Consider the following 14,885-nt stretch of genomic DNA (forward strand, 5'->3'; position numbering starts at 1 on the left):
AATTAATAAAAGTCCCGTAATCCGCTACCAGAGCGGGATACAGGACTTTTTTCTTTAAAAAGCTGTCAAAGACAGGATTTAAAGTGCAAGAGCAAAATTCATTTTTATTTTTTTTTATTACAGTTAGCTAATATATGTCGCAATCAGCCTTACTCCCCGCCTTCATCAGAGCTTTCATCTGAGTTTTCCTCCGAGTTTTCATCTGAATTCTCCTCCGATTCATCTGAGTTTTCTTCAGATTCTTCTGATTCATCAGAATTCTCCTCATTTTCAGATTCCGAAGATGATTCGCTTTCTTGATTATCGGAGCTGTCATCGGAGTTTTCTGTTTCCTCGACTTCCTGCTCTTCTTCCTCTTCTTTCTCTTTTACTATCCAGCGATAGAAGAATGCATGATTACCAATCATCTCATATTCAGCAATTCCATAATAATCTGCCCAGTATCTGGTCATGAAAAAGAGATAGTCACCTACACGGGCTCCATCCAAAACTTCCTGAGCCGCGCGGATACAAGTGGAATTAGGACCATTTGATATGATAAGTTCAACCTTACCGGAACGATAAGAAGCAAACTGCATATTCTGCGTTATTACGCCCACAACTGTGCTCGGGAAAGCAGAACTCTTAACTCTGTTCATGATAACAGAGCCTACAGCAAGCTTACCTGTATATGACTCTCCATCTGCCTCAGCCTGTATTGTTGCCGCCAGCCAGGTAAGTTCATCTGCACTTGCAGCATATGAGCCTGATGTATCTTCCTTAGTCATAGCAAGTCTCTCTGCTATCTGTTTAGCAAGAGCTGCCTGTGCCGCTGCCGTTTTAGCTTCCAGGGCTTTCATCTTGGAATCGAGTTCAGTAAGCTGTTTGTCATAATCAGCAAGTTTATTCTTTTCAGAAGAAAGAGTACTCTTGGTATTGCTAAGCTGTCCTCTTACCGTATCTGTAAGATCAGCCAGTTCATCATGCTTCTCATCGAGCTGTATCTGATACTGATCAAGTTCTGCCTCTTTCTCTTCCACCACAGCTTTTTTACTCTCAATATCAGCCTGCAATTCCTGATACTCACTGATCTTTCTCTGATCATATTCAATGATGGCATTCAAATATTCAAATTTAGTAAGAAATTCCTGAATCGAACCTGATTCCAAAAGGATTTGAAGAAGTCCTGCACCTGACCCTTTTTCGTAGGTGGACTTAAGTCGTTTCTTTAAAAGATTATATCTGTCCTGTTCCTCAGCCTTTGCCTGCTGAAGTTCAGAATTTAGCTTAACGATTTCTGAAGACACTTCAGCCATTGCGACTTCTGCTTCAGAAATCTCTTCGTTAAGCGAATTAAGTTTATTAGAATATCCATTAATTGTACTCTGCAGCGCACTGCTCTGGGTCTCCAGATTGGTTACGTTGCTTTGAGTCTGAGCTTTCTGTCCCTGAAGAGCGCTGATAGCATCCTTAGTTTCCTTAGTCTGCTTTTCAAGATCAGAAATTTCCGCCTGAGTTTGTGCTTCCTGCTGCTGCATTGCAGCAATAGTATCATCATATTCATCAGCATAACTGACAAATGGAATGTTTCCCGCTATTATTGCTATGAGCAAAATTCCCAATAAATACTTCTTTCGCATAAACTCCTCGTCTTACTCTTCTACAGCCCCGCATTCTCATCCTGTGCATTTTCAGAAATTCCCTCATTTTCTTCTGACACACTAACCGTTTCATTCTGTATTTCTTCAGTATCGTTTTTATTCTCTTCCGTACTTACTACGTCTGCCTGAACAACTTCAGCCTTCAAAACATCCCCAGTCTCGTTTTCCTGCATTTGTTCCAGGCAATTTTCATTTTTCTCTATAGGAAATACTATTCCATTAGTCTTTCTGATAAAATCCATCATATTAAGGATCTTAAGGCTCTCAGAATGCGGCATTTCAGGACACTCAATCCACTTCTCATTAAGCGCTCTCACACATGCCTCAACCTCATACTCATAACCAGTCTTCTGCTTAGGCCGTTTATAATAAGCAGTCTTTTTGTGGTCAGAGTCGTAAACCGTGATTCCCTCAAAATTATTTATATTATCTACAACAATATATCCTTTTGTTCCATAGATAACACCGCTTCTGTCACTTACAGAAAGACCTGACGCATTAAGCACGGCCATTTTGCCATCTCTGTATCTAAGCGTAATACTGTCGTGAAGGTCCATCCCTAAATTGTTAAAAGAGCACATGGAAACAATATCTGTCACATCATTTCCAAATACCATTGACGCAAAATTAAGAACATATACTCCAAGATCAAGTAGAACACCACCACCAAGCTCAGGTTTGGCAATTCTCTCTTTGTGCGCAATGTTATATCCAAGATTTGCTGTAAGCATCGTAGGCTCGCCAATAACACCTCCGGCCAGAACCTCCATGAGCTTATTTCTCATAGGCATAAATCTTACCCACATAGCTTCTACTACAAGGAGATTTTTCTCTTCAGCCAGATCAAATATGGTTTTAGCCTGCTGTTCATTCAGCATAAAGGCTTTTTCACATAATACATGCTTTCCATTTAAAAGAGCCAGCTTCACATTCTCAAAATGCTCAGAATGTGGAGTCGCAACATAAACAAGGTCAACCTTCGGATCCGCTACAAGACTTTCATATGATCCATAATATCTTTTTATTCCATATTTGGATGCAAATGCTTTCGCCTTTTCTTCAGTTCTGGAACCCACAGCATAACAGGTAACTCCCTTGGCATTCTTAAGGGTTTTGGCCATGATCTCTGCAATTTTGCCAGTACCCATGATAGCAACTCTTGTTCGTCCAAACATATAGCTTGCCTCCTTATTCGGGTCTAATTACTCCAAAAACTCAGATTTGATATATCCTGTATTTCCATTATACTCTACTTTTGCCCAGCCATTAGCGTATTGTTCCACTACGTTGACAGTTGAACCGGAATAGATCATCGCTAAGATATCAGCCTCAGTGCTCTCAGACTTACGAAGCCTTACTGATTCCTTAACAGTCATCTTACCAGTTTTGGCAGAAGTATCCTTTGTGGAGGTTGTCTCCTCAGTTTCTGTTTCAGTCTCAGTATTATCAGCTGCAACTGTTTCTTCACTTACAACCTCAAAAAACTCGGTCTTTACATAAGCTACTCCGCCATTATATTCTATCTTGCTCCATCCGTTTGCAAGAGCTTCAAGTTCCTTAAACTCCTGTCCCTTTGAAGTCTTGGCAAGAACATCCGCTGTTTCACTATCAGACTTTCTGATGTTTATGACATCTGTTGCCTTGATAGTGCGAACCGTCGTTGTCTCAGGCTCTGTCTCCTGTGCTGCCTCGCTGACTTCTTCTGAGCTCTCATCACTTGCCTCTGCATCATCTGCAGTTGATGAGCTCGCCTCAGAAGATGCAAGAGCCTCTCCTACTGATACCTGGATACCTGATCTCATCTTGGTCAAAAGCTCTGCAAGCGCTTCATCAGAATTGACCATCTCATTATAGCTTGATGCTACCTTGTTGTTTAAGTCAATAACATCAGCCTGTACATTCACGTTCTTTATATATTCGATCTCGTTGGCATCAGCAATGTCTCCATTGATATAAAGATTACCATCCTCATCAGTACAGATATACATAGTCTCAAGTCCGGGAATGGCTTTTTCATACTCATAGAGCTTAACCTCGTTATATACGTAAGCCACATAGCTTCCGGTCAAAGGACCGGGTTTTGTATATACGACAATGTTCTCGAAATCCTCTATATAATCTGCAGCTGCAACTGCCTTAAGAGCTTCTGTCTCATCAAGTCCCTTGTAGATAGACTTGATAGTCTCTGAATCACCCTCAGCCATTGCAGTGTAATAAGTATCAACAAGAGCATTCACATCAGGATATGCATTCTCTTCCATAGTTACATTCTGAATCTCAAAAGTCGCTGCCACGTCAGAATCGGCCGGAGCTTCAGCAAGCATCGCAGCCCTGCGGTTTGCACTGATAGCAATGCCAACAGTAATAGCAACAGCAAGCACCAAGATAACAGGCATGAGAATCTTTTTATTGTCGCCTAGAATTGCAAATATATCCTTTTTTTCATTTCTCCATGAATTAAAGTCATTTTTCTTTTTCATTATAAAACCTCTGAATAAGTAATAGTCCCCACTATACTAGTAAACATGCACCCGACTGGACTCGAACCAGCAACAAAGGCGTCGGAGGCCTACGTTTTATCCATTAGACTACGGGTGCATACATACCCGAATATAATATCATATGCGCACTCTAAAGTCCAATTTAAATAGCCATTTCCTCTTGCAAAACCCCCATTTTGCCAGTGTTTTTGTCATAAAAATAAACGTTGTCACTTAGCACTTCTCCATCCTCCACAACAGTACAATTTACTTCTTTTACCATCTTGTAAAGATAGCCTGGATCTACTGCCATTTTTTCAGAAGGAATAACTATCACCTCATGTACAGATGAGGGGATCACGATCAAACTGCTTTGCAGAGCTTTTGAAGTTGCCTCCATTACCCCCGGATACAAAAAGACTCCTGCTCCGTTGATCTTTGAACTGTTTGAGAAGACAAACATTTCAGGAAGGACTCCATCAAGGGGCATTTCTTTCAGAGCAGGCACATACTCTGCCATATTACCGAAAGTAAGTGGCAGAATTTTGGGTGCATTCTCATAGACATTCTCCCATAGCTCGTCAAATGATACCTCCCACTCCTTCAAGTGCTCATTTTTTATAGTAATGATCCCCCTTCCAAGCCTTTCATCATGAACAAGGCAAAACGGAACCAGGGCAAGATCTGCAAATCTCTTATGCGGGATATCTCTAAGGATTTCTTCATTTTTGTAGAAATTTATGACCTTAAACGCTAAAAGACCTGCCACTTTCGAAAAGTCGGTAAAAAATGACACATCAACGCTCTCCCCCGGGGCATACTGGTTATACAGCTCTACAATCTCATTCACAATACTCATGATCACCTTCCCATCCTTAAATTTATCATAGAGATCATCGATGTAGATTGTAGGAGCTACATTTTCTGCCTGTTTTCTGATAATAAGTGCGTGATTGACTATACCATTATTCTTGGTAATCTCCTTAAATTCCACATCTACAGCATTTCCAAGCGCATCCTTTACTTCCTCTGTCATTATCTTTCCAAATTCTAATATATTCATTTTCATATCCTCTCCATTTCAATTTTTTGATAAAAGTAAAAAAATAAGACAATAGCTCAAATAAACTATTGTCTTACATTCGTTTCTATAAAATTATGATCTAAATGAATCAGATACGGTTGTATACAGATTAAACTCTTGAAAGGTACTCACCTGTTCTAGTATCAATCTTGATAACATCTCCTTCGTTAACAAAGAGAGGAACATAAACTGTAGCACCAGTCTCAACCTTAGCAGGTTTTGTAGCACCTGTAGCTGTGTCGCCCTTGAATCCAGGCTCTGTCTCAGAGATTGCAAGCTCTACGAACATTGGAGGCTCAACTGCGAATACGCTTCCATTGTAAGAATTGATCTTGCATACTTCATTCTCTTTAACGAACTTAAGAGAATCTCCAACCTGCTCAGATGTAAGTCCGATCTGCTCATAAGTCTCTGAATCCATGAAGTTGTAGATATCGCCATCCTGATAGAGATACTGCATATCTTTTCTGTCGATACGAGCTGCTGGGAACTTCTCAGTAGGACGGAATGTTGTCTCTTTAACACCGCCATTGATGATATCCTTAAGCTTTGTTCTTACGAAAGCAGCGCCCTTACCAGGCTTAACGTGCTGGAATTCAATAATCTGACATACGTTGCCATCGATTTCGATGGTCATACCATTTCTGAAATCACTTGCAGAAATCATAAAAAATCCTCCTAAAAAACGTCACTATCTGCGTTTAAGAAAGTAACAATATAAATTTTTACATCAAACAACTAGTATAGTTTAAACTATAGACTTGTTTTTTTCAACTATTTTTTTACGGGATAGTCTATCTAATTATAATATGTCAATATGTTCTCCAGCAAGTGCTTTGTTCATGCTCCTGACAGCGCAGAATTTACCGCACATAGAGCAGGTATCATCAAATTCAGGTGCTCTGTCGGCTCTTATAGCCTTCGCAGTTTCAGGGTCGATGGCACACTCCCACTGTTTATCCCAGTCAAAATTCTTTCTGGCATCAGCCATTTCATTGTCGATGTCCATGGCATGCGGGATCTTTTTTGCTATATCAGCAGCATGTGCTGCAATCTTAGAAGCGATTATACCCTGTTTAACATCATCTACGTTTGGAAGTGCAAGGTGTTCTGCCGGTGTCACATAGCAAAGGAAAGCTGCGCCTGCTGCCCCTGCGATAGCACCACCGATTGCAGATGTGATATGGTCATATCCGGGAGCAATATCTGTAACAAGTGGTCCAAGTACATAGAAAGGAGCTCCCATGCAGATTGTCTGCTGCATCTTCATATTTGCCTCGATCTGATCCATTGGCACATGTCCCGGTCCTTCAACCATGACCTGAACATCTTTTTCCCAGGCTCTCTTTGTCAGTTCTCCAAGTCTTACCAGCTCTTCAATCTGGCATACATCGCTGGCATCCGCAAGGCATCCCGGTCTGCAGGCATCTCCCAGGGAGATTGTCACATCATGTTCTCTGCATATTTCAAGGATCTCATCAAAGTATTCATAGAAGGGATTTTCTTCTCCTGTCATGCTCATCCATGCAAAAACAAGGGAGCCGCCCCTTGACACAATATTCATTTTTCTCTTATGTCTTTTTATCTGATCAATGGTCTTTCTGGTTATTCCGCAGTGAAGTGTCACGAAATCAACACCATCCTCAGCATGAAGCCTTATAACATCGATAAAATCTTTGGCTGTCAGTTCGGAAAGATCCATCTGATAGTGGATAACACTGTCATAAACCGGCACTGTTCCCAGCATTACAGGGCATTCTTCAACAAGCTTTTTTCTAAAGGGCTGTGTGTTTCCGTGAGAAGATAAGTCCATAATGGCGTCAGCACCCATGTTTACAGCCGCCATCACTTTTTCCATCTCAACATCATAATCCTTGCAGTCCCTTGAAACTCCAAGATTTACATTTATCTTTGTTTTTAGCATAGAGCCTACTCCCTTAGGTTTTAGGCACTTATGGTTCTTGTTAGCACAGATTGCTACCTGTCCCCTTGCTACAAGATCTCTTATTTCTTCTGCTGATCTGTACTCGTCCTTTGCAACAGCCTCCATCTGAGGTGTTATGATCCCCTTTCTTGCAGCATCCATCTGTGTTGTGTAATTTGTCATACCTTTTCTCCTCAAGTTTTTATTTTGTAAATATTCAGAGTCAAGCGAAAACATTTATGTTTCCGAGTCCTAGCTCTGAACAGTCACCTCAAATTATGTAAAAGAGGTCCCCTGCCTCTACCGATATCAAGTCCCGCTGATATGCACTTTCCAATGTATTCTTTAGCTCTTTTTACTGACTCTTCCATGGTAAGGCCGCAAGCCAGATTGCAGGCAATAGCACTTGATAACGTGCATCCCGTACCATGTGTGTTAGGATTATTTATCCGCTTTCCTTCTATAAAGATAGAATTTCTATGATACAGACAGTCACAAGCTTCATTCTCACTGTCAAAAGAGCTGTGTCCGCCTTTTACTAAAAAGCTGCAGCCATATTCTTCCGACAAAGATCTGGCAACATCTTCCATATCTTTCTTTGAGTCTATTTTTCTCTCGCTGAGTATTTCAGCTTCCGGAATATTAGGGGTTACCAGATCACACAGGCAAAAGAGCTCGTTTTTAAGGAACTCTCTCGCTTCCTTTTTGGAGAGCTCTGTCCCTGATGTTGATCCAAGTACCGGGTCAAGTACGATATTTGATGCCTTGTTTGCAACAAGCACATCCCGTACAACCTTCATAACATCTGCATCGGGAAGCATACCTATTTTCACTGCATCTGGCCTTATGTCATCAAATATTGCCTCAAGCTGCATTTTTACAAATTCAGCTCCCACCACCATGATTCCGCTTATTCCAAGTGTGTTTTGTGCAGTCAAAGCCGTGATAACGCTCATGCCATACAATCCATGAGCTTCAATCGTTTTAAGATCTGCCTGGATCCCGGCTCCGCCTGAACAGTCGCTTCCCGCTATTGTAAGTACTGTCTTTATTTTTTTTGATCCACCGTTCATAACACTACTCCGTTTTCAGGGCTGTATAGGCTTCAAACAATTCTTTTGCCGCCATATATGGATTTTCTGACTTCATAATGGCTGAAACAACGCATATACCGGATATTGGAGCATTTTTAAGGACACTTATGTTATCTTTATTAAGACCTCCTATGGCATTTACCGGGATTGGAACGCTTCTGCAGATTTCTTTTAACGTATCAACAGAAGTTATAACTGTCTTAACATGGGTTGTTGTGGGATAAATAGCTCCAACTCCCAGATAATCCGCGCCGCTTTTGTATGCCTCAAGGGCCTGTGGAACTGTCTTTGTGGTGGCACCTATTATTTTCTTTTCACCAAGGATTTTCCTTGCTTTATCCACCTGCATATCGCTCTGTCCAAGGTGCACGCCCTCGGCATCTACAGCCATGGCAACATCCACTCTGTCATCGATAATAAGCGGAACATTGTATTTTTTAGCTATTTCATGAGTTTTTGCGGCAAGTTCAATGTAATCTCTTGTAGTCTTGTCTTTTTCCCTTATCTGAAGCATGGTCACTCCGCCTCGCAAGGCATCTTCTACCTTCTTTAAAAAAATCTCTTCAGGCAGGTTAGTACTATCTGTCACCAGATACAGCTTCATTTGCGCTCTGTCTATTCTGCTCATTTAACTTTTCCTGCTTCTTTCACTTTTTTATATTTTTTGGAGTTTAATCCGTTTTTCAATGATATCTTCGTTTACAACTGATAGTTCATCCAACAGTTTTATAAGGAAGCTTCCGCAGCCTATTGGGCTGCGCCCTTCATTCATATCCTTCTGATTCTTTAATAGTTCTTCCCTTGCCAGCTCGCCTGCAATTCCAAAAAACGCGCAGGCTTTTACAACCTGATCAAGACTTTTATCATGGGCCAAAAAGCTTGCGCATATCGCTCCAAGCATGCAGCCTGTTCCGGTTATTTTCCCCATTTCCGAGACTCCGTTCGATAGAAGGAATGTCTCTTTTCCATCAGTTATCACATCCGTCTCGCCACTGCACAAAACAGTTGCATTAAGACTTGCTGCGAGCTTCTTTGCTGCACTCAAAGTCTCATCTGCTTCCAAAGCTGCATCAGCATCAACGCCTATTCCCCTGTATTTTTCATCGAGAAGTGCCTTTATCTCTGAATTGTTGCCCTTTATCAAAAAGAATCCTTTGAAGTCCCTGCTCTCATCGCGCATTAGAGTTTCTCTTTCTTTTATAAGTTCCAAAGCAAATTTCCTTCTAAGCTCTGAACACGCAACACCAACCGCATCAAGCACAATAGGCAGCTCTTTAAAAAGAGCTGCCTCAAATGATATTTTCATGGCTTCCATCCTGGAATCAGATATATTACCAAGATTTAATAAAAGCGCTGATGCATCATCTGTTATTTCTTTTACCTCCAATGGATGCTCAGCCATTATGGGCTTATCACCGAGAGCCAAAACCGCATTGGCACACTGCATCATAGATATTGGATTTGTAATACAATGGATCAAATCAGCCATTATGCCGCCTTTTCCTTTGTTTCAATGTCTTTTAAACTGTTCTGGATCTTTGAAAGAGCACCTGCCGCCTCCAATCTGTTAAGAAGCAAAAATGCTATGCTTCCTCCAATGAGGGTTCCGCAGATAAATGATGGTACATAAAAGAACCATGTAAGTCCCTGTTTTCCCCAGATATATGTCATTACCGGGTAAGAAACGATTGCGCCTATGATTCCTGTTCCAATGATTTCCCCAAGAACAGCTGCGATGATCTTTCCTTTGGAAAGTTTGTAGAAAATACCGGAAAGTGCTGCCCCAAACACAGCTCCTGTAAGAGCAAGCGGAGGGATGCCCATAATCATCATTCTGATAACTCCGATCAGAACAGCGCACAAAAATGCATAGGCAGGTCCCATAAACACAGCACAGGTGATGTTGATAAGATGCGCCATTGGGCACATTCCCTCAATCCTCAAAATTGGTGATATTACCACCCCCAGCGCAACGAACATTGCAAGCATTACCATCCTTAATAACCAGTTACTTTTTTTCATACCTTTTCTCCTTTTCTCAGACGGTTTTGCTCATAATATTCACAAGGTTCCTATCCGCTCTGCGTTTTTCCCATAAACGCACGAAGCGGAAGTAACCTTGTTTGGTTGCTTCCGCGAATATTCTCCTAGTATCAGGCATCCCTACGTTGGCATTATCCAAATCAGGTTCTCGGTCGAAGGTCACACCTTCCTCTCAGCCTGTAATACAAGCTCCCGTCTGTTAAATTTTCCTTTCTCTTTATACACCAATTCAATAGCAGGTGCAAGGGGAATTTTGTTTTTTCTGATAAACATTATTTTTTCCTTTTATTCTGCCTTCTCATTATTTATAATCTTTTTTAACATGATAAATTTGGAAACAGGAGCAGAAAAAACATGAAAATTCTTGTGATCAACGGACCAAATCTCAATTTTCTTGGAATAAGAGAAAAAGCCATATATGGAAATCAGGATTATGCATATCTCTGCAATATGATAAAAGAAAAAGCTGCTGCAGACGGGGATGAAGTCACATTATTCCAGTCAAATCATGAAGGCGCAATCATTGACAGAATACAGGAAGCCTATAGCGATGGCACTCAGGGAATTGTAATAAACCCAGGAGCTTACACTCATTACAGCTACGCTATCCACGATGCATTAAAAAGCGTTGAACAGATCATAAAGGTAGAAGTACATATTTCAGATATCCAGTCCAGAGAAGAATTCCGCAAGATTTCTGTAACTGCTCCGGCCTGCGATAAACAGATTTATGGCCATGGGCTTAACGGATACCTTGAAGCCATGGATTATATAAAAGAAACTCTTTCAAAATAATACTAATTGGGGATTAAACATGGGAACACTTGAAGATGCAAGAGAAGTTTTTTCAAAAGATTTATATGCCACAGAACTTTCCGGTGCAGTAATAGATGAAATTGGTGACAACTACGCCAAATGCAGCATGGCTCTTACTCCAAAGCACAAAAACGCCTACGGCGGAATTATGGGCGGCGCCATCTATACTTTGGCTGATTTTGCCTTCGCAGTAGCATCCAATTATGGAAAAGAGTGCGCAACAGTTAGCCTTGTAGGTCAGGCAAGCTTCATGTCTGCATCTAAAGGCACGAAGCTGTACGCAGAAGCCAGACTCTTAAAAGATGGCAAAAGAAACAGCTTCTTCGAAGTCACTGTGACAGATGACCTCGACAAACTGATTGCAGTAGTCTCCTTCACAGGAGCACATGTGCCATTTTAATCTCGTCTTGTCGTTTTCCTATTCCTTTCACTTTGTCAGTTTTTTAATTGTTCCAATCTTCGCTCCTATAGTGCCTCCCTTATCGTCGCTGGACTTGCTTCGAGCAAATGCCATAATCGTCAAAAACAAAAGGTCAAGATTCTGCTCTTTTGTCCAAATGCGGAAAAATCCTTCAATAGGAACTGCACTGGCCAATTTGTGCTCAGCAGCATCATCTTCATGGGGATACTGACTTGTCATCTCAGCAACTGCAACTTCTGCACCATCCCTAAATATGTGGTACTTCATCCCAACCAAAGTAGATTCACCAGCCGTATAATTTGTTTCAACGCTGATTCCGTTTTCCTTTAAATGCTTCCATACGTCCACGCCATCAAACTCGAAGGTAAGATGGTCATCCAGCAAAATTGATCCCCACTGAGTTTCCTCTGCATGCCCAACCATATGAGGTATGGTAGTGCCATGCTCATGGTCTATAAAATCGAACTTATATGCGCCAAACATTGTTAGCTCAGTCATTTTTGCCTCATAGAGAACCTTCCTATTGGCATCCTCGATACGGTGTCCAGCCTTCAAGGTTCCCAGGTCTGTCAGGAAATAAAGCTCTCTTTCCTCTCCCTCCATATGGGGAGCATATTTGGTATTGCCACTTTCCCTGATAGTTTCTTTGGTCTCTTTTAACCCCCTATGCTCTCTTACACTGGAAACTATAACGATAGCCAGAATAACCACACTTGCAATCATGAAATAAATGCCAATTCCCTTGCCACCATGAATTATCTCTGGATTTTCCGGGTTATAATAAATTGTGATTGTATCTCCGACAGAGTATGAGCCACTTCCCTGATCCACCCTGCCTGTGTAAGATACGCCATCTACTGTGTAATCCACGATAGGATAGTAGGTGACATCCTCACCGGTCTGATCTGCCTCAAGATCCACGATTGTTGCCGAGGTCTTTTCAAATCCCCTGGACTGAAAAAACGTAAAATACACTCCTCCAAACAGGCAAATTACAGCTAGTATAGCGGCAAAATATTTAAGCTTAGGTCCACGTACTGAAAACATATTACAACCTCCATTTCATTGCAAGTAACTTGTTTTTCACTTATTAGTATAGCCGCTTTTTTATGGTATAACAATTAATTCAATTCAAAAAAGCATTGATATGGGAAAAGTATTTATTCAAGGGGAACCTTGGAAAAGTCCATGTCAGAGGCATAATAATAGCTGGTATAGCAGGTCTGATTATAGCAGTTATTCTGCCATGCTATACCTGTTCTGTACATTGGATCATCCATAGGTGTATAAAGCTTATGTTCTGTTATCTCAGCATTTGTATATATTCTAAGGGCACTATTATCTTCAAGCCTAAGTACTATTTCTTCTCTAAAATCCCCAAACAGGTCCGCCACAAGACAGGGATTACCTTTGGTTCCGTTGTTTGTAAGTGTTCCTTTGGGCTCAAGCATCACCCCATGGGTAATATCATTAATAACGCCTCTGTGCACACCTTTAAGGTAATCAGCTCCGTCAATAACCTGAGTAGAAAGATCTGCTGCCCATCTGATGGCCTGATTGGTAGATGGTGCCTTGTGGGAAAGCTTTTGTCCTTTGCAGGAATAGACATCATTTACCCAGCACTGAAGTCCCCTTACATTCGGATCAATGTCACCTATCATGCATCTTCCAAGGTCAGTTGTTGCAAAAACCCCAAACTTACCTGTGTCATTACCATCTGCGTCTACACCTCGTATAACTTCACCTGTAGCAGCATCTCTGAGGGCATATCCATAAGGAGCGACCTCTGCCCCCTCAAACACGTTAAATATCTGGAATCCCTCTCTGTCGGGATCAATGTGGGCTACATGCATAGAGTCTCCATGCCCCATCTTGGCATAGGTTCCATCGGGAAGATAATCATAGCTTGAGTACAGTACACTTCCGTCATCATCAATGCAGGCCGCACCGTAGATAATCTCCTGCCTGCCATCACCATCCACATCCGCAACAGCAAGGGAATGATTTCCCTGTCCTGCCAATACTCCGTAGACAGGATCTGTTCCGACTCCCGCATGAGGATTGTCATTAAATGGATTCTTCATAGGAACGTGTCCCGAATCAATCTGCCATAAAGGAATAAAATTCCTGCCATCAAAGTTGTATGCCGCAAGTGTTGTTCTGGTGTAATATCCCCTGCACATAACAAGGCTCGGGCGCTTCCCGTCAAGGAAGGCAACTCCTGCCAAAAAGCGGTCTACACGGTTGCAGGGTTCAATCCTTGGCATACAGTAGTCTCCCCACATAAGTCCGTCATCACCTCTTTTAAAAGGGTAATCAATTGTGGAAAGTTCTCTTCCATCTCCTGAAAACATGGTAAGATACTCAGGTCCCTCATAAATGAAGCCTTCAAACTTATCAAGCTCGTTCTTTTGACTTCTCTTCCTTGCATAATCATTGATAAAAAAGTCTACAAGTTCTGCGGCATCATCTTTAGAAAGAGGGTACTCATACTTTACGGGAATATCAAAGCATTCTTCCAATGTTCCGGGCCAGTTTCCTTTTTTTACTTCCGTATGCTCTTTCCAACCCATAAACATTTTTACCAGATGCTCTCTGTAATCTGATGCAGATGCCACATAATTGTCCTGATTTGTGACGCCTTTTTTCACATCTTTATCAGGAAGCGTAATGTAAGACGAAGAAATCTCTTTTCCCCCGCTGTATCTTGTCATCTTCGTTCCCGGAGCGGTTTTGACAGCCATCTCGGCCTTTCCGTCCCCATCAAAGTCAAAAACCATAAACTGGGTGTAATGAGCGCCCGCTCTGATATTGGGTCCCATATCAAGTCTCCAGAGAAGCTCTCCGTCAAGCCTGTAGCAATCCAAAATACATCTTCCGGTATAACCTTTTATTGATACGTCATGTGAGTTGGTCGGATCCCACTTAACGATGTACTCATACTCTCCATCACCGTCCACATCTCCTACACTCATATCATTTAAAGTATATTCAAACTTTTCGCCTGCAGGTGTAACACCCCCTTGGGGTCTCATAACAGGGATATCAATATAATTTTCCCCGCTTTTAAAAGCAGATACTTCTTCAGATTTTCCATAAGCTCTGGTATTTAAAGCTTTTACTTTTTCCTCAAGGCTTTCATCCTCATAGTAGCTTTCCACATAATATCTGCTGTTTTCATCACCCTTGGTATCAAGATAGTTTGAGGAGTCTTTTACCGTAGCTATAAGCTCTCCGTCTCTGTATACCTTAAAGTCAGCGCCGCTAAGGCCGGTTTTGGTATAACCGTTTACCTCAGACTTAAACAATCTCCATGATAAAAAAATCCCGGTATTAGTCTTAACTGCCACAAGGCCGCGCTTTAAATCTTCACTCTTTCCCAT

At 41.6% G+C, this 14,885-nt stretch carries 14 protein-coding genes, 1 tRNA gene and 1 riboswitch; of the genes, 2 read left to right on the forward strand and 13 right to left on the reverse strand.

Annotation, left to right across the window (positions count from 1 at the left end; all coding sequences use genetic code 11):
- Positions 1-149: 149 nt before the first annotated feature.
- The 11 genes from E7303_RS11235 to thiW all read right to left on the reverse strand — a co-directional run bounded on the left by E7303_RS11235 (position 150) and on the right by thiW (position 10,244).
- Entirely contained in the window at positions 150-1,619 is a 1,470-nt protein-coding gene (locus tag E7303_RS11235; RefSeq protein WP_292145383.1) for a cell wall hydrolase, read from the reverse strand.
- A 20-nt stretch (positions 1,620-1,639) separates the two neighbouring features.
- Complete coding sequence (locus E7303_RS11240) at positions 1,640-2,815, reverse strand: Gfo/Idh/MocA family protein (RefSeq protein ID WP_292145384.1); 1,176 nt, start codon at positions 2,813-2,815, stop codon at positions 1,640-1,642.
- 27 nt (positions 2,816-2,842) lie between these two features.
- On the reverse strand, positions 2,843-4,120 hold the full coding sequence (locus E7303_RS11245; protein WP_292145385.1) for an SH3 domain-containing protein: 1,278 nt from the start codon (positions 4,118-4,120) through the stop codon (positions 2,843-2,845).
- 46 nt (positions 4,121-4,166) lie between these two features.
- Positions 4,167-4,238, reverse strand: a tRNA-Arg gene (locus tag E7303_RS11250).
- Between the two features lie 45 nt (positions 4,239-4,283).
- Positions 4,284-5,183, reverse strand: a complete 900-nt coding sequence (locus E7303_RS11255; RefSeq protein WP_292145386.1) for a DUF5688 family protein — start codon at positions 5,181-5,183, stop codon at positions 4,284-4,286.
- Between the two features lie 130 nt (positions 5,184-5,313).
- Positions 5,314-5,871 carry an elongation factor P gene (gene efp / locus E7303_RS11260; protein WP_292145387.1) on the reverse strand — a complete coding sequence of 186 codons (558 nt, stop codon included), beginning with the start codon at positions 5,869-5,871 and terminating at the stop codon, positions 5,314-5,316.
- Positions 5,872-6,006: 135 nt separating this feature from the next.
- Positions 6,007-7,311 carry a phosphomethylpyrimidine synthase ThiC gene (thiC, locus tag E7303_RS11265; RefSeq protein ID WP_292145388.1) on the reverse strand — a complete coding sequence of 435 codons (1,305 nt, stop codon included), beginning with the start codon at positions 7,309-7,311 and terminating at the stop codon, positions 6,007-6,009.
- A gap of 83 nt (positions 7,312-7,394) precedes the next feature.
- Positions 7,395-8,180: a bifunctional hydroxymethylpyrimidine kinase/phosphomethylpyrimidine kinase gene (gene thiD / locus E7303_RS11270; protein ID WP_292145424.1), complete on the reverse strand. Its 786-nt coding sequence runs from the start codon at positions 8,178-8,180 to the stop codon at positions 7,395-7,397.
- Positions 8,181-8,205: 25 nt separating this feature from the next.
- Entirely contained in the window at positions 8,206-8,850 is a 645-nt protein-coding gene (gene thiE / locus E7303_RS11275; protein ID WP_292145390.1) for a thiamine phosphate synthase, read from the reverse strand.
- 27 nt (positions 8,851-8,877) lie between these two features.
- Complete coding sequence (thiM, locus tag E7303_RS11280) at positions 8,878-9,711, reverse strand: hydroxyethylthiazole kinase (RefSeq protein WP_292145391.1); 834 nt, start codon at positions 9,709-9,711, stop codon at positions 8,878-8,880.
- A complete protein-coding gene (thiW, locus tag E7303_RS11285) occupies positions 9,711-10,244 on the reverse strand; it encodes an energy coupling factor transporter S component ThiW (protein WP_103869103.1) in 534 nt (177 codons plus the stop codon). Before thiW ends, thiM begins: the two co-directional genes overlap by 1 nt.
- Before the next feature lie 120 nt (positions 10,245-10,364).
- A riboswitch (TPP riboswitch) is annotated at positions 10,365-10,469 on the reverse strand.
- Positions 10,470-10,619: 150 nt separating this feature from the next.
- Between thiW and E7303_RS11290 the strand changes: the two genes are divergently transcribed.
- Together E7303_RS11290 and E7303_RS11295 are read left to right on the forward strand one after the other, a co-directional pair.
- Positions 10,620-11,060 carry a type II 3-dehydroquinate dehydratase gene (locus E7303_RS11290; RefSeq protein WP_292145392.1) on the forward strand — a complete coding sequence of 147 codons (441 nt, stop codon included), beginning with the start codon at positions 10,620-10,622 and terminating at the stop codon, positions 11,058-11,060.
- 19 nt (positions 11,061-11,079) lie between these two features.
- On the forward strand, positions 11,080-11,481 hold the full coding sequence (locus tag E7303_RS11295; RefSeq protein ID WP_292145393.1) for a PaaI family thioesterase: 402 nt from the start codon (positions 11,080-11,082) through the stop codon (positions 11,479-11,481).
- A gap of 27 nt (positions 11,482-11,508) precedes the next feature.
- On the opposite strand, the gene E7303_RS11300 is transcribed toward E7303_RS11295, so the two are convergent.
- Both E7303_RS11300 and E7303_RS11305 read right to left on the reverse strand, forming a co-directional pair.
- Entirely contained in the window at positions 11,509-12,549 is a 1,041-nt protein-coding gene (locus E7303_RS11300; protein WP_292145394.1) for a DUF3592 domain-containing protein, read from the reverse strand.
- Positions 12,550-12,662: 113 nt separating this feature from the next.
- A complete protein-coding gene (locus E7303_RS11305; RefSeq protein WP_292145395.1) occupies positions 12,663-14,885 on the reverse strand; it encodes a rhamnogalacturonan lyase in 2,223 nt (740 codons plus the stop codon).

Source organism: Butyrivibrio sp. (genome assembly GCF_015056685.1).
Classification (GTDB): Bacteria; Bacillota; Clostridia; order Lachnospirales; family Lachnospiraceae; genus Butyrivibrio.